Below are 16,254 nucleotides of genomic sequence, written 5' to 3'. Positions count from 1 at the left end.
TATCTGATAAACCTATTTTTCTTTCATGTACCTTATAAAATCATATTATTAAGTATAACATAAAAAGTTCTCTTTAAAAGAAAACTTTTAAAGAGAACTTTTCACTAAAACAAATAACAACTATATAATTTTAATTGTTAATAATTAAGACTTTATAGTTTCTGTTCATTATCATTACTTACATCCAGAATCATGTCTTTTGCACTTATTACCAATACAGTCTCCATCAGAACATTCTGCATCAATAGGATCGTATCTGATAGTAATATTATCTTTATAAATCTTTAACATATATTTTTGATTAGGACAAAGTGGTCCTAACAAAAATTGACCATATTTATCTGTAAATGTGTGTGTTAATGGAATTATTCTACCATTATCACAAACTTGCAATAATTTAACTACTGCATCAGCTACAGGATCTCTATTTTCATCTATTACTGTCCCATAAATAACACTTCTTCTTTCTCTGCCTATTTTAATTACTGCATCAATTTGCTCATTTTCTCCTGGACATATAGTACACATACTTAATCTTCCGCTCATTATTTTCCCCTCCAAAAGTTATTTATACTAATAAAATATGAAAATTATATATATTTGGTGAATTATTTGTAAAAGTTGAAGACAAAATAAAAAGGTGTCACTTTTGCTGATACCCTTACGCTTATCGTAATATAAAGATATGTGTTCTATTTATAATATATAGCAAATTATAAAAAATGATGTTCTGTTATGAAGTGTTACGTTAAAGTAACCTAAACAACAGAGCATCATTTCTTTAAATTTATTTCATATATCTTTAATTTATATATTACTACATTTAAATTCTATTATGATTTTTCTTGTAATACGACAGATAAATCAATAGTTTTCTTATCTCTTATTACTTCTATACTAATAGCATCACCTGCATTTTTAGTATCCTTTATATCCTTAAGTTCTTTGAATGTCTTAGCTGATTTTCCGTCTGCTTTTACTATAATATCTCCAATCTTAAGTCCAGCTTTTTCAGCTGGCGAGTATTCATCAACTGAAGCAACATAGATTCCCTCTGTTAAGTCATACTTCTTAGCAGTATCACTATCAAGTTCTCTTATTTGAATTCCTAAATTTAATGCTGGTTTTGATAAAGCATCTATTTTACTCTTCACTTCATTTATAGGAATTGCAAATCCTATACCTTCAACTGAAGTAGAAGCTCCTGCTGCTTGGCTTCCAATCTTCATAGAATTTATTCCTATAACTTGACCTTTAGCATTTACTAATGGTCCACCACTATTACCTGGATTTATAGCTGCATCTGTTTGAATCAAATTCATCTTAGTTCCATTTTCGCCCTCTATAGTTCTGTTATTACCACTTATAACTCCCTTTGTAAGTGTTTGTGCAAAATCTTTTGAAAGTGGTGTTCCAATCGCTATAACCTCTGCACCTGGATATACTTCATCAGAGTCACCAAGTTCTGCTACCGCTGGCACCTTAGTTCCTGCTTTTAACTTAATCATTGCAATATCTTTTTCTTGATCGTAATTAACTACAGTTGCTGGAACTTCAGTTTTATCACTTAAAGTAACTGTAATCTCTTTAGCATTTCCTATTACATGATAATTTGTTAGTATATCGCCATCTTCATTTATTATAAAGCCCGACCCCATACCTTCCACTTCTCCACTTGTAAATCCATTACTTGCTGAACTTTTAGTTGAAACAATAACAACTGCTGGTGCTACTTTATTAAATACATCTGCAGCTGACATTGCATCAGATGTACTAGCTGTAAATGATTGTGGAATAGTACTTGTTATTTCTTTAGGATAAATAGATGATATATTTTTTTTCATCAATGAATATGTTATACCACTTCCAAATAATCCACCTACCATTGTAATAATTAAAAGACCTGCTACTTTTCCTAACATACGAATTCCTTTTTTCTTTTTCTTTTTATTATATATATAATTTTCATCTTCAAAACAATTTTTCCAAGCAACTTGTTGTCCTTCATCAACTGGTGATGATTCTACATCAATAAAATTATTATTTTTATTATTATCCATATATAATTCCTCCCATACTAATCTCTTAATTCAATAATATATTATTCATAAAAATAAATTAAATTTTCCTTAATATTTTGTTAAGGAACTGTTCTATGATATTAGTATAGAATTATTTTGTGTCAAACAAATGACAATAATCTATATTTTATAAATAAACATACTATAGATTAGACTTACGTATAAAATTACACCTTATTATATATAAACTTTTAAATGTATCACAGATTAGGAAGAAATGTTGCGCTGTTGTGTAGTATTACATTTAAAAAATGCTTGTAGAACTTCTTTAATACAAGTCACTTCATTTTGCATGTCATTAACTTACTTAAGACTCATGCTGAATGATACAACTTTTGTTATTTGAAATCCACAAGCATTTTTCTAGTACTCTAAACATCAGAGCATAATTTTTTTCTGTTAAGTGCTATATATATAATTTAAATTTATGAACTCTTCGCTAATTTTCTTACTTCTTTCAACGTAGTGTTTATTCCATTTACTATTTCATCTGAATCTAATAATGATAATGTATCACTATTTGCCTCCGATTTAACTACAGTAGTAAGTGATTGATTTCCTATCTTCTTTATGGAATCATCATCATTAGATGTTATTAAACATAATGGTTTATTGGATAATAACCCTTCTGTCTGGCTTTCAGATGCATTTCTGTATAAATTCTTCAATTCATTTGACACAGCCTCTTTATAATTTTTCTTGTTCTTAAATTTATTAAATTCCTCTAATTCATTTTGATCTATATTTTCTTCAAAACTTTTATTTTCTATAGTTAATCCCATTTTACTCATTAATGAAGTCAATCCAAAATTAGAACCTATTTTTTCAAATTCACTTCTATAGTATTTATATTTTATACTATTTTTAAATTCTTCTGTATTTATGTTTTCCTCAGACAAAGGATTTACTAATACAGCACCCGCTACTGACTCCGGATATAATTTTGCAAAATTGGTAGCAACTAAACTTCCATATTCTTCTCCAACAAAGATATAAGGTTCAGGAGCTCCTGCTTTTTTTAACAAATTCTTTAAAATCTTTGCTTGTTCTTCTGGCGTCATAAGATCTCCACCATCGTTAAACTCATAGCCACGTCTATTATATACAAATGTTGATAATTTCTTATCAGCTTCTAATGTTTTACAAACCTTATCCCATTCATACATATTAGCTCCGATTTCACCGTCAAACACCACAGTATAATCTGAACCACCACTGCTTTTAAGTTTATATTCAATCTTTTTTCCATCTATCCTAACATATTTAAATTTTGATTTTAATCCTAAATTATCTACAAAATCTGTTACCATTTGTATCACAAAACCTAAAATTAGCAATCCTATAAAAAAAATAATGCATCGTTTTATAATTGCAATCTTTCCAAGCTTTTCCTTGTCAACTGTATGTAGTCCATTAGAGTGTGATATTAACCTCATACTGCCATCTAATCCTCCCCTAATTTCAAATTAGGCTTTGCATTAATATCTAAATCTGATACTAACCCTTCTTCATAATTATAATAAGCCGCACTTCCAATCATAGCCGCATTATCAGTACATAATATTGGTGCTGGGAATAAAATTTCAATTCCCTTCTTAGCTCCTTCATTTTGAAGTGTTTCTCTTAAACAAGAATTAGAAGCAACTCCACCTGCTACTGCAATCTTCTTAACACCTCTTCTTTCACATGTTAAAAAAACATTATTTTTTAATACATCTACAATTGCTTTTTGAAATGATGCTGCAACATCAGCTTTGTTTACTTCTACATCTTTCATTTTTGCTTTGTTTAAGTAATTTAATACAGCAGATTTCACTCCACTAAATGAGAAATCTAATGTATCATCATGAAATTTAGCTCTTGGAAATTCTATTGCATTCTCATTGCCTTCTTTAGCTAATTTATCAATTTTAGGTCCACCTGGATATCCAAGTCCTAAAGCTCTTGCTACTTTATCATATGCTTCTCCAGCTGCATCATCTCTTGTTTGTCCTATGACTTCAAAATCCCTGTATCCTTTTACATAAACTATAAATGTATGACCACCTGATACAACTAATGATACAAATGGTGGTTTTAAATCTTTATGCTGAATGAAATTAGCGCTAATATGACCTTGAATATGATTAACCGGTATTAGTGGTATTTTTGAACCTAAAGAAAGTCCCTTCGCATATTGAAGACCAACCAAAAGAGCTCCAACAAGTCCTGGACCATAAGTAACACCTATTCCATCTATATCTTTTAAAGAAACTTTAGCTTCCTCTAAAGCTGCTTTTACTACGCTGTCTATTACTTCAATATGCATTCTTGATGCAACTTCTGGAACAACGCCTCCAAACTTCTTATGTGTATCTATTTGTGATGCAATTACATTAGACAAAACTTCCCTGCCATTTACAACAACTGCAGCAGATGTTTCATCGCAACTCGATTCTATTGCTAAAATTATTTTTTTACTCATATATTTATCCCTCTTCTTATTTTAAGTTTTTCTTCATAATTCACATGAAAGAAAATAATAGACTAAAATTTCGCTGAATATTTGGTAGCAAACAATGAAACAAATTATACTTACAAACAAGTATCTCGTCATAATTTGCGAACTCAATATGGTGCTAAATAATCAAGCCTATAATCTATTCTTTTGATTATTCTTAATAACTTGGGTACATAAAATAAAATAACATGTCAAAATGGAATGGATATATTATGCCATGCAGTAAAGCAACTTGTTTACCTGTTGAGCATCATGATGACTTGTTATTCTTCTAGATTTAGTTTAAATTTATATCTATAATTATAACTTATAAAACTTACATTATCCTATCAATTATATTACATATTTATTATATTTAAACATACATAAAATGCAATATGTCGTAAAAAATCAATTAAATATGTATATTATGAAAAAATAATTTATCATAATACAGATGACAGTAACTTTATTTTATTTAACTATTAAAATTGCAACATAATATTTAAATATTTTTCACATTTATATTACTCAAATATTATACTTTATCTATCCAATATTATCAATTTATGATTATTGTATAATATATATGTTGTATATTTTAGTGAAAGACAAAATATACATACAAAAAATAATATATAATTTTATTCAAGGAGAATTTAAATGGCTGATTACGCTAAAGTTATAATCAATGGTTCACCCATAACAAAATCAAATTTTAAATTACATAATATAAACGGACGTGCTATTCTTCCAAATAATTCAGGAAAATATCATGATAGATATGCATTATATGAACAAGAAATTGCATTATTAGCAAGAAGTCAAAATCCAGATATCATTTTCGATGAAAGTTTAATTGCTATACTTAGAGTTTTTTATAAAAGTGAAAAGCGTCATCCAGATACAATCAACATTACAAAAAGCATATTCGATGGCATAGAAAAAAGCGGATTAATTGTTAATGATGCTCAAATAACAAGAATTTTTACTGAAGAATATTATGATAATAAAAATCCTAGATTTGAATTAGAATTATTTGCTGAAAGTAAATACAATTTTAACTTTACAATAACTCAAAAACCTATACCTTCACAACCAAAACTATATTCTCCAATAAAAAAAGGATTATTTAATAATAATCTTGAAAATACTAGCTCCAAAATAGATTTAACCACTACAAAATCAAAAAAAAATACTACTAAATCACAACAAACTGATAATAATAAAACTATTCCATTATTAAAAATATGTACTATATGTAAAAAAAATATAACATCTGATGATTATGTAAAAGCTGATAGTGGTAAAACTTTAATTTGTAAAAAATGCTTCAATAAATTATTCTAATATGTTTTAGGTCATGATAGATTAGACTTGTTATTTTCTTTCATGTGCCTAAAATTTACTTGATTAACTTTTAATTAGAAAGGGATTTTTATTATGGACAATAATTTTAATATTATATTTTTTGGAGACAGCTTAACAGTTGGATATGGAGTATCTAAAGAAAATTCTTGGGTATATAAGCTTACTGAAAAACTTCATTTTTACTCATTAAATAAAGCATGTAATGGAGACACTACACCCTCAATGATTTCTAGATATTACACTGATGTATTAATGTATTCTCCATCTAAAATTTTTATAATGGCGGGGACAAATGACCTTCTTCTTGGAAGAAGTGTTAATTCAATAATTGAAAATATAGACTTAATGATTAAAGATACAATAAATATTAATTCCAAAATCATAATAGGTATACCACCTAAAATTATTGGCCAAATGGCATCAAAAATATTTGCTCCCTCTTCATTTTATGATTATGCAGAAAGTGAACTTAAAATATTAAGAGAACGACTTATTGACTTGTGCAATAGATATAATATTAAATTCATTGATTTCTATACTTTAACAATAAATCAGGATGAAAGAATATATCTAGATGGACTTCACTTAAACTCTTTGGGTCATGAGCTTATGTACAAAGAAGCCATGAATTCCATTGACTTCAACATATAATAAACTATTTTAAATTTAAACTTATATTGTATAATTTCTTTAACAAAAGTTGTTTCCTTTATGATGGTCCTTAGTTTACTCTGAAGATCATGCATAAATAAGTACAACTTTTGTTATTAGAAATCTACACGCATTTTCTCTAGTAATCGAAATAAAAGAATACCATGTACTTTAATTAATTATTAGACAACTCTAATATATATACTTTTGTATATATTCTGCTGCTTTTATTCCACACTCAATACCATCAATTTCTTCCATATTTAACGCTGCTTCACCATATATAATATTTCCACAAGCAAAGAATCCATCTAATGATGTTTTAAAATCTCTTACTTTAGGTCCTAATGTTTTATCATCAAAATTTATTTTTAATTTTCTAAGTATTGAAACTTCTGGTACAAATCCTACAGATAATAGTAATGAATCACATTCCTTTTCGGTAATTGTCTTATCATTTACGTTCATGATTCTAATTTTCTGTACTCTAGTTTTTCCCTCAACATTAATAACTTTGGAATTTTCAATTATAGGTATATTAAAACCATCAATTATACTTTCTATCTCTGGATTTGCTATTTTGTTAAATTCATTTTCAAGTATTACACCTTCTACATTTCCGCCTTCTATTATTAATCTTCTTGCCATTATAAATCCCCATTTATCCTTAGCCATAATAATAGTTTTCTTTCCTGGTAAATATCCTTCTAAATTTACTATTCTCTGAGCTTCTCCAACTGTAAATATTCCTGTTAATCCATTTGTAGGTATTAAAAAGTTACCAGAATATTTTTCTTTAGCACCCATTGCAAGTATTATAGCTCCTGCACTTTCATCCTTTACCCCATCTTTAGGGCTCACATATGTGACTACTTTTTCTCTTGTAATATCTAGGACATTAGCATTTAAAACTACATCTACATTAGCTTTTTCTAATTGTTTTTCTATGTGACAAATGTATTCTGGACCTGTTACCTTCTCTCCTATAAGCTTTTCTCCAAATCCATTATGAATACATTGATTAATTATTCCTCCAACATTTGATTCTTTTTCAAGCATTAATATCTTCTTAATCCCTCTTTCTCTAGCCCCTATTGCTGCCGTCATTCCTGCTATTCCAGCACCAATAATAATCAATTCATAATTAGGCATGTTAACATCCTCCATACAATAACACTTCTCATTATATTTCTTACTAAATATATATGTATATTTATCAATTCTTATAATTTTATTAAGTTCTTTGATTTTTTCATCAAAATAACCATATGATACATATTTGTAATATCACCAAAAGTAATGTCTTCTTTCAAATTATAATAATCTAAAGATGTATCATTAATTAAAATCCCAACACCTTTTTTATGTAACATTCTTATTTCTTCTAAAGTCTCTGAATCTTTTGCAAATAACTTAACAGCTGAATTTAAGAATAATATATGTCGAGGAAGTTCATCGCATTCATTTAATGCCTCAAAATATTCTTTAATTAAAATTCTTCCTAACTTTTCATCTTCTCCAAATTTATCACAAGTAACTAATATAGAAAATATTTGCTCTTCTACCTCGATTTCTAAACATCCTCTTTTTTCAACTTTTATTCTAAATATGTCATCATCACTTTCTTGTTCTACATGATATCCCTTATGTAATGTGTATCTAATAACATTGGATTTACCAAGATCACTATCAACTATTACTATAGCTTCTCCTTCACCAATTGAATTAAAATAGCCTTTTATTTCTCTTATTATTTTTAAATAAGATAATCCTCTACAATCTATTTCTTTCATATAATATAACCCCTTTGTAAAATATTTAGTTGATTCTATTAATCACTATTATTCAACTTAACCTTTAAATTTGCTACTACTATTATATAATTTTTTTGCATTAATAGTATACCCCCATATATTAATCTTGGTTTAATTTATAATTTTATGTATACTATATTGTAGTAACTATTAATGAATTGAGGTGAATTTATGAATTCTTTTAGCTCCAAGCTTAATGAATTTCTAAAAAATAATTTAACAAAACATACAATTGTAAAATCTGTTTTATTTTTGATTCCACTAATTTCAATGGTCTTAAAGGGCATTTTCGTCCAAGGATTTCTTACAAGTAAAAACCCTTATAACTTTAATTTTTTTGCAGGTTATAATTCTGCTAATGCATGCTTAACTTACTATATAGCTTTTACCCTAGTACTTTTGAGTTTTTCCCTTTTATTTAAAGGAAGAGGAATGGTAATATACATATTTATAGTAGACATAATTACAACATTTCTAGTATTACTTGATGTTTGGTACTTCAGAGGTTTTCAAACAATGCCATCAGCATTGCTTCTATCTCAAACATCTAACTTAGATAACATGACAGGCAGCATAATGTCAATGATTAGTTCTTATGATTATCTATTTATTTTAGATTTAATAATACTTCCTATATATGTTTTCTTTACTAGAAAATCTTATGTTAAAAACATTAACAGGTCACCAAAAACATTCCTGTGTGTTTTTATTGTTGCATTAATATATATAGTTTATGTTCCATTTAACATTAATGTACTACATAATAAAAATGTTAAAAATTCTTATTTTTTTGATAACTATGATCCAACAAGTACAACAAGATACCTTTCACCTGTAGGTTATCATATAATCGATGCTTACACAGTATATCGTGATTCTAAGCCATATAAGTTAACTAAAGAAGATATGACTGATATTAACGAATACTTTGAAACAAAAAAAGAGAATTTACCCGATAATGAGTACTTTGGTGCTGCAAAAGGTAAGAACTTAATTTATATTCAAGTGGAATCTCTTGAAAACTTTGTCATTGGACAAAAAATTAATGGACAAGAAATTACACCTAATTTAAATAAATTGTTAAACAACTCACTTTACTTCCCTAACACATTCGAACAAGTTAATGAAGGTACAAGTGCAGATTGTGATTTCATGACAAATACATCATTATTACCACTTAGAAGAGGCTGTACATTCTTTAGATATCCAAATAATGACTATGCTTCAATGCCAAAAATTTTAGCTAAAAATGGATATAACACTACTGTTATACATCCTGATAAAGGTTCATTTTGGAACTATCAATTAGCTTTAAGTGGAGGAATTGGTTTTCAAAAATTTACTGATTATTACTCATTTAATCATGATGAAGAAATAGGTATGGGAACAAGTGATAGAAGCTACTTTGAACAAGTTACCCCAATGTTAAAGCAAGAACCTCAGCCTTTCTATGGTATGACTATAACTTTAACTAGTCATGGTCCATTTGATTTGCCACAGCAATATAGAAAGTTAAATCTTGATCCTGAATTAGATAAAAATAAACTTGGCGGATACTTTGAGAGTATTCATTATACAGACGAACAAACAGGTCACTTCCTTGACTTATTAAACCAAGAAGGTATTTTACAAAATAGCATTATTGCTATCATGGGTGATCATACTGGAGTTCATAAATACTATGATGATGATATCGATCAACTATCAACTAAACAAGATTGGTTCTTAGATAATGGTAATCACAACGTTCCAATTATAATTTATGATCCATCATCAACTATTAAAGCTAAATCATTTGACAAATTATATAATGGAGAAATTGATTTAATGCCAACACTACTTTATTTACTTGGTGTACCTAAAGATCAATATGAAAATTCAGTTATGGGTAGAAATCTTCTAAACACTGAAAGATCATTCGCTATAATAACAGATGGTACATTAAAGGGCGGAGAAAATCTTACAGATGAACAAAAAGCAATTTATAAAAAATCACTAGACATTTCAGACAAAATGATACGTGCAAATTATGTTCATAAATAATATTAAAATTATTTTGTAACTAACCAAAATTAAGGGAACTCTTTTGCTAGATTGCTATAGAATAAGGCTGTGGATTTCTAAAAGTAAAAGTTGTTCAAATCCTGCATGCTCCTCAGGCAAACTGATAACAAGCAAGATTTGAACAACTTCTACTTAAGAAATACCTACAGCCTCATGCTAAATGCAATGCTACGCAAAAGAGATCCCTTAATTTCTATTACTAAATATATTCTAAGTATAAGTATAATTCGAAGTCTTTTTATAGATAAATAATAATAATAATAAGCGTAAAGTTAACCTATTCTAATGCAGATAACTGATAAAAATTAATTTATTTCAATCATTGTGACTTTATATCTTATAATATTTAACATATAGTATAATAGTTACTAGCTTTGCTTTACGCACATGAATAAGTAATTAATTATTCATTAATTTTACTTTACAAAATTCTTTTATTTACCTGCTATTGAAAGTTCTTTTATGATTACTGATGGGCATCCTATACTGCTCATAGGGAATTTTAGATCACTTCCTACTTCTTCTATATCCTTTAATAAAGTAAAGAAATTTCCTGCTACTGTAATCTGTTCTATAGGGAATGTCTTCTTTCCATTTTCTATCATGAATCCCTTAGCTGCTAAAGAAAAATCGCCTGTTACTGAACTTGCACCTGAATGAAGTCCAGCAAATTCAGTTAATATTACACCATCTTTCACATCTTCACAAAGCTCTTCAAATGACTTCTTTCCTGGATTTATATAAAAGTTTGTTGCACTAGTTCCAACTATTGATGCATATGATGATTTAAACCCATTAGCTGTTGATTTAACTCCTGCTTTATGTGCAGTTTTTAAATTATATAGCAAAGTGTTTAATTTACCATTACTTATAATTTCCTTTTTGTAAGTTGCAACACCTTCATCATCAAAACAACATGAACCAAGTCCATCTTTTAAATGTGGATCATCAACTAATGTTACTATGTTCGAAGCTATAACTTCTCCTTCCTTTCCCTTTAATAAAGATAATCCTTTTTGAGCCTGTTCTGCATCAAAAATAGAATCAAATGTTCCAAGTAATGATACCATAGCCTCGTTGTTTATAATAATCTTATATTTACCTGAAGGAATACTCTTCCCACCAACTTTAGAAAGTGCTTCTTCAAGACCTTGCTTTGCTAATTTTTTAGGCTCTATATCACCTAACTTCTTAGCAACAACATATCCCATACCATCATATTTTTGATCTCCATCTTCAATTATAGGGACTACATATGCAGTCAAACTATTTCTTGAGCTCTTTAAATCAAGACCTTTTGAATTCATTATTCCATAGCTAGACTTACCATACCCTATTCCGCATCCACCAAAATTAACTACCTTATCACATTGTTTCTTACATTCTTGTTCCATTTCTAATGCAAGTTTAATATATTCATCCGGTTTAATGCTATCTAGCTCTTTTTTATAATAATCTATATTTTTATACTCTTTATCTCCTTCATAGATAAATTGGACATCATCATTTTCTATAGCAATAGCTGCCCCCTTAGCATTATTAATAAGCATGGATATTGCATCTTTATCTAATATTTCAGTATAAGAATATCCCATTTTACCATTTATCTTACCTCTAAAAGATAATCCAAAAGCATTATTTAACTTATACTTTTCAACTTCACCTTCATAAATATTTAAACTTAGACTCTCTGCATCTGAATAAAATATTTCACATTCTTCAAATCCATTTTTCTTGGCTTCTTTAAATAACTCTTCCTTAAATAAGCTAATATCCATATCCTATCTACCTCCTACAGTCATTTTCTTTACTCTAATCATAGGTTGACCTACATTAGTTGGAATATTTCCAGATGAAGCTCCACAAACGCCCTGAGCTAATTTCAAATTATCTCCAACCATATCAATATCCATAAGAACCTCACTTCCCTTACCAATAAGACTGGCACCTCTTACAGGCTCTTGTATAATACCATTCTTAACTAGATATCCTTCTTGAACAGAGAAATTAAACTCACCAGTTACAGGATTTACAGATCCTCCTCCTAGTTTTTTAGCATATAATCCATCAGAAATAGATTTAATAATATCTTCTGCTTTATCAGTGCCTGCAGCAATATAAGTATTAGTCATTCTTGAAGTTGGTTGATATTTATAGCTTTGTCTCCTTGAACTACCAGTAGCCTCCATGTTCATACGTCTTCCATTTAACTTATCAATCATATAACCTTTTAAAATTCCATTTTCAATTAGCACATTTTTTTGAGTCTTATTACCTTCATCATCTACATTTAATGATCCCCAAGCATTTGGAATTGTCCCATCATCTATAGCAGTAACTTTAGTTGATGCAATTTGTTGTCCTAATTTATTTGCAAAAACAGAATTTCCTTTGGAAACTGAACTCGCTTCCAAAGCATGACCACACGCTTCATGGAATATAACTCCACCAAATCCATTATCAATTGCAACAGCCATATTACCTGCTGGACAATTTTTAGCATAAAGTAAAGTTGTTGCTACTCTTGCAGCTTCCTTTCCATAGTATTCTGGATCTATGGTATCAAATAATTCAATTCCTTTATGTGCACCTGGTCCTTCAAAACCAGTTTGATTTTCATTCTCCTTAGATGCAATTGCACTTATTCCAAGTCTTGTTCGTACTCGTGTATCTTCTATATATAATCCTTCAGTATTTGCAATTAAAATATGTTGTTGCTTATCTGAGTAGTTTGCAACAACTTGTGAAATATCATCACTATAATTCTTAGCTGCTCCATACCCACTTTTCAAAATACTTATTCTCTTTTCATAAGCTACATCTTTAGGATAATAGATTATTGGATGTATTGTAGTTATCTTACTTTCATTAAGTATAATTGATTTATCTTCTTTTATTTCTCCTAATGCTAACGCTGCACTATAAGCAGTTTCTAAAAGACTATCTAAACTATTATTATTTGTATATGCATATACACTTTTTAACCCTTTAAAAATTCTGATTCCTATTCCATAAGTTCTTCCACCTATTGCATTTTCAACTCTTCCATCAATTAATGATATAGAATTATTAATCGAATCATCTTCAAATATTTCAGCAAAGTCTCCACCTGTCGCTAAGCACTTTGCCAATACCTCTTGAGCAATATTTTTTGATAACATGTTATTCCTCCTTATTCCTTGCATAATGTGAAAATAATATTAAGTACCAAAAGATCACCTATATTAATAGTTTATCATTACTAAATAATATTTCAATTAAATTATTAAACCTATATTCTTAATATATATTTTAAAAAATAATTTATAAAAAAATGAATACTAATAGCTTAATTTTTTATATTTTTCTAATACTAGACTTTAAAATTAGAAAAAGCTTGTTAATTTTCTCAATATACTAAAATAGGCTATGTTATTTTAAATTAATAATATATATTAATCTTCTAGTTTAACTAGTACATAATATATAAAACTAAAAATAACATAGCCTGTCTATTTTTAATACTTATATTAAATTATTTCATAATTTTAAACTCGTATCCTTGCCCTTTTAAGTACTTTATTACCTCAGGTAAAGCTTTTGCTGTTTCTTCTTTACCATAAGTATCATGCATTAATATTATAGCCTTCTCTCTACCAGCGACAGTTTTTATAACTTCATCTTTTAACTGTTCAGCATTCTTAGGCGAGCCTTCTGCATCTGCTGATAATGCATTCCAATCAATTTGATGCCAATCTTTTCCGTGTAATGATTTATCCATAGCATCTGCTCCAGTAGGGTCTTTCTTACTCCATGTCATTTGTCCTCCTGGAAATCTAATAGCTCTCGTTGAAAAATCTTGTCCTAAAACATTTTTTAATGATTGTTCAGTCTTTTCAAAATCAGACATACAATTTTGTAAATTTATCTTTCCATTTGGATATAAATAATTATAATCATGTGAATAAGTATGATTTCCTATTGCATTGCCTTCAGCTAATTCTCTTTTTACTAAGTTTTTACTTGTATCATCTTTATCAATATATTTTCCTATAAGAAAAAAAGTTGCATGTACATTTTCATTTTTAAGAGTATCTAATATTTGTGGTGTTACTGTTTCTGATGGACCGTCATCAAACGTCAAATATACAACTTTTTTGCCATCTGCACCATCAGGTTTTTGACCTTTCATCTGCTGATCTAAATATTTTTCTATAAATGCCGGATTTTCAACTTCCGAATCACTTTCTTTTGTTATATTATTTTCTGTTTCTTTGCTACTTGCATTTTCTCCTTGAGAATCAGTTTGCTTATTTGCTTCAACTGCTTGGGCTTGTACATTTTGTTTATTTGCAGAAAACTTTTGAGCCATTATAGTACTACCTACAACAACAATTACAGCAATAACAATACATGAAATAATTAATCTTAATTTTTTAATATTTCTTTGTTTGTTTTTATTGTACCTAAAATTATTTTTCATTTTTATACCCCTTAGATTTTAAATATAGTATTGTATTTTATTCTCTTAAGTTTATATAGAACTGCAATATTTTCTCTACACATATTATATAGCTTTTAGCGCATTTTTTACAATAAAAAAAGCCGATTTCTCGACTAAATATTCTTAAATTTTTATTAAATTTTTTTACGATCTCATAAAAGTTTCATATTTTTAAAAAACCTTATAAAATAAAAATGGCTCCGCGAAGAGGACTCGAACCTCCAACCTATCGGTTAACAGCCGAGTGCTCCACCATTGAGCTATCGCGGAACGTCATTCTGAAAGAATATTGTTCTTTCAAAATTGCATACATTAATGTATAATTTACAACTTGATTATATTGGTCAAGCCCTCGACCTATTAGTATCAGTCAGCTAAATACGTTGCCGCACTTACACCTCTGACCTATCAACCTTGTAGTCTTCAAGGGGTCTTACTAGCTTATGCTATGGGAAATCTCATCTTGAGGTGGGCTTCACACTTAGATGCTTTCAGCGTTTATCCCTTCCCGACTTAGCTACCCAGCTATGCTTCTGGCGAAACAACTGGTACACCATAGGTCAGTCCATCCCGGTCCTCTCGTACTAAGGACAGCTCCTCTCAAATTTCCTACGCCCGCGACGGATAGGGACCGAACTGTCTCACGACGTTCTGAACCCAGCTCGCGTGCCGCTTTAATGGGCGAACAGCCCAACCCTTGGGACCTACTTCAGCCCCAGGATGCGACGAGCCGACATCGAGGTGCCAAACCTCCCCGTCGATGTGAACTCTTGGGGGAGATCAGCCTGTTATCCCCGAGGTAGCTTTTATCCGTTGAGCGATGGCCCTCCCACGAGGTACCACCGGATCACTAAGCCCGACTTTCGTCCCTGCTCCACTTGTAGGTGTCGCAGTCAGGCTCCCTTCTGCCTTTGCACTCTTCGAACGATTTCCGACCGTTCTGAGGGAACCTTTGGGCGCCTCCGTTACATTTTAGGAGGCGACCGCCCCAGTCAAACTGCCCACCTAACAATGTCCTGTCACCAGTTTCATGGCATCCAGTTAGAATTTCAATACTATCAGGGTGGTATCCCAACAACGACTCCACTAAGGCTGACGCCCTAGTTTCCCAGTCTCCCACCTATCCTGTACAGACAATACCGAAATTCAATGCTAAGCTACAGTAAAGCTCTACGGGGTCTTTCCGTCCAATCGCGGGTAGCGAGCATCTTCACTCGCACTACAACTTCGCCGGATTTGCAGTTGAGACAGTGCACAAGTCATTACGCCATTCGTGCGGGTCAGAACTTACCTGACAAGGAATTTCGCTAC

General features: G+C 29.8%; 12 protein-coding genes, 1 tRNA gene and 1 rRNA gene (1 of these 14 cut by a window edge). 3 read left to right on the top strand and 11 right to left on the bottom strand.

The features are described from left to right. Positions 1-174: 174 nt before the first annotated feature. From CLSA_RS02315 to tsaD, 4 genes are all read right to left on the bottom strand, one after another. The gene (locus tag CLSA_RS02315) at positions 175-546 is read right to left on the bottom strand and encodes a carboxypeptidase-like regulatory domain-containing protein (protein WP_022743787.1); all 372 of its coding nucleotides are present in this window, start codon (positions 544-546) and stop codon (positions 175-177) included. 287 nt (positions 547-833) lie between these two features. Further along, positions 834-2,060, bottom strand: coding sequence for a S1C family serine protease (locus CLSA_RS02310; RefSeq protein ID WP_022743786.1), 1,227 nt, complete (start codon positions 2,058-2,060; stop codon positions 834-836). A gap of 446 nt (positions 2,061-2,506) precedes the next feature. Beyond that, a complete protein-coding gene (locus CLSA_RS02305) occupies positions 2,507-3,517 on the bottom strand; it encodes an alpha/beta fold hydrolase (protein ID WP_022743785.1) in 1,011 nt (336 codons plus the stop codon). A gap of 8 nt (positions 3,518-3,525) precedes the next feature. After that, positions 3,526-4,545, bottom strand: coding sequence for a tRNA (adenosine(37)-N6)-threonylcarbamoyltransferase complex transferase subunit TsaD (gene tsaD, locus CLSA_RS02300; protein ID WP_022743784.1), 1,020 nt, complete (start codon positions 4,543-4,545; stop codon positions 3,526-3,528). A 678-nt stretch (positions 4,546-5,223) separates the two neighbouring features. Here tsaD and CLSA_RS02295 point away from each other — a divergent pair. Both CLSA_RS02295 and CLSA_RS02290 read left to right on the top strand, forming a co-directional pair. Further along, on the top strand, positions 5,224-5,910 hold the full coding sequence (locus CLSA_RS02295) for a RusA family crossover junction endodeoxyribonuclease (RefSeq protein WP_022743783.1): 687 nt from the start codon (positions 5,224-5,226) through the stop codon (positions 5,908-5,910). A 93-nt stretch (positions 5,911-6,003) separates the two neighbouring features. Then, positions 6,004-6,582, top strand: coding sequence for a GDSL-type esterase/lipase family protein (locus tag CLSA_RS02290; RefSeq protein ID WP_022743782.1), 579 nt, complete (start codon positions 6,004-6,006; stop codon positions 6,580-6,582). A 192-nt stretch (positions 6,583-6,774) separates the two neighbouring features. Here CLSA_RS02290 and CLSA_RS02285 read toward each other — a convergent pair whose 3' ends face one another. Both CLSA_RS02285 and yedF read right to left on the bottom strand, forming a co-directional pair. Beyond that, positions 6,775-7,734, bottom strand: a complete 960-nt coding sequence (locus tag CLSA_RS02285) for an NAD(P)/FAD-dependent oxidoreductase (protein WP_022743781.1) — start codon at positions 7,732-7,734, stop codon at positions 6,775-6,777. 71 nt (positions 7,735-7,805) lie between these two features. After that, positions 7,806-8,375: a sulfurtransferase-like selenium metabolism protein YedF gene (gene yedF, locus CLSA_RS02280; RefSeq protein ID WP_022743780.1), complete on the bottom strand. Its 570-nt coding sequence runs from the start codon at positions 8,373-8,375 to the stop codon at positions 7,806-7,808. 192 nt (positions 8,376-8,567) lie between these two features. Here yedF and CLSA_RS02275 point away from each other — a divergent pair, with 192 nt between their 5' ends. Continuing rightward, positions 8,568-10,439 carry an LTA synthase family protein gene (locus CLSA_RS02275; RefSeq protein WP_022743779.1) on the top strand — a complete coding sequence of 624 codons (1,872 nt, stop codon included), beginning with the start codon at positions 8,568-8,570 and terminating at the stop codon, positions 10,437-10,439. 455 nt (positions 10,440-10,894) lie between these two features. Here CLSA_RS02275 and CLSA_RS02270 read toward each other — a convergent pair whose 3' ends face one another. The 5 genes from CLSA_RS02270 to CLSA_RS02250 form a co-directional block, all read right to left on the bottom strand. Continuing rightward, positions 10,895-12,238 carry a TldD/PmbA family protein gene (locus tag CLSA_RS02270; RefSeq protein WP_022743778.1) on the bottom strand — a complete coding sequence of 448 codons (1,344 nt, stop codon included), beginning with the start codon at positions 12,236-12,238 and terminating at the stop codon, positions 10,895-10,897. A 3-nt stretch (positions 12,239-12,241) separates the two neighbouring features. Further along, a complete protein-coding gene (locus CLSA_RS02265; protein ID WP_022743777.1) occupies positions 12,242-13,621 on the bottom strand; it encodes a TldD/PmbA family protein in 1,380 nt (459 codons plus the stop codon). A gap of 353 nt (positions 13,622-13,974) precedes the next feature. After that, positions 13,975-14,922 (bottom strand): polysaccharide deacetylase family protein, encoded by a 948-nt coding sequence (locus tag CLSA_RS02260; protein ID WP_022743776.1) that lies wholly within the window; start codon positions 14,920-14,922, stop codon positions 13,975-13,977. Between the two features lie 216 nt (positions 14,923-15,138). Further along, a tRNA-Asn gene (locus CLSA_RS02255) sits at positions 15,139-15,213 on the bottom strand. Positions 15,214-15,283: 70 nt separating this feature from the next. Continuing rightward, positions 15,284-16,254, bottom strand: a 23S ribosomal RNA gene (locus CLSA_RS02250); it runs 1,939 nt beyond the window's last position.

The organism is Clostridium saccharobutylicum DSM 13864 (assembly GCF_000473995.1).
GTDB classification, from domain to species: Bacteria; Bacillota; Clostridia; order Clostridiales; family Clostridiaceae; genus Clostridium; species Clostridium saccharobutylicum.
The sequence above is the reverse complement of the archived record's forward strand: the minus strand, read 5'-3'. Positions and strand labels throughout refer to the sequence as shown.

What these genes read in the sequence shown, in the direction of transcription:
- CLSA_RS02285 (WP_022743781.1), bottom strand. Translation starts at nt 7,734, where the DNA reads ATGCCTAATTATGAATTGATTATTATTGGTGCTGGAATAGCAGGAATG.
- CLSA_RS02275 (WP_022743779.1), top strand. Translation starts at nt 8,568, where the DNA reads ATGAATTCTTTTAGCTCCAAGCTTAATGAATTTCTAAAAAATAATTTA.
- CLSA_RS02290 (WP_022743782.1), top strand. Translation starts at nt 6,004, where the DNA reads ATGGACAATAATTTTAATATTATATTTTTTGGAGACAGCTTAACAGTT.
- CLSA_RS02260 (WP_022743776.1), bottom strand. Translation starts at nt 14,922, where the DNA reads ATGAAAAATAATTTTAGGTACAATAAAAACAAACAAAGAAATATTAAA.
- yedF (WP_022743780.1), bottom strand. Translation starts at nt 8,375, where the DNA reads ATGAAAGAAATAGATTGTAGAGGATTATCTTATTTAAAAATAATAAGA.
- CLSA_RS02310 (WP_022743786.1), bottom strand. Translation starts at nt 2,060, where the DNA reads ATGGATAATAATAAAAATAATAATTTTATTGATGTAGAATCATCACCA.
- CLSA_RS02315 (WP_022743787.1), bottom strand. Translation starts at nt 546, where the DNA reads ATGAGCGGAAGATTAAGTATGTGTACTATATGTCCAGGAGAAAATGAG.
- CLSA_RS02270 (WP_022743778.1), bottom strand. Translation starts at nt 12,238, where the DNA reads ATGGATATTAGCTTATTTAAGGAAGAGTTATTTAAAGAAGCCAAGAAA.
- CLSA_RS02265 (WP_022743777.1), bottom strand. Translation starts at nt 13,621, where the DNA reads ATGTTATCAAAAAATATTGCTCAAGAGGTATTGGCAAAGTGCTTAGCG.
- tsaD (WP_022743784.1), bottom strand. Translation starts at nt 4,545, where the DNA reads ATGAGTAAAAAAATAATTTTAGCAATAGAATCGAGTTGCGATGAAACA.
- CLSA_RS02305 (WP_022743785.1), bottom strand. Translation starts at nt 3,517, where the DNA reads ATGAGGTTAATATCACACTCTAATGGACTACATACAGTTGACAAGGAA.
- CLSA_RS02295 (WP_022743783.1), top strand. Translation starts at nt 5,224, where the DNA reads ATGGCTGATTACGCTAAAGTTATAATCAATGGTTCACCCATAACAAAA.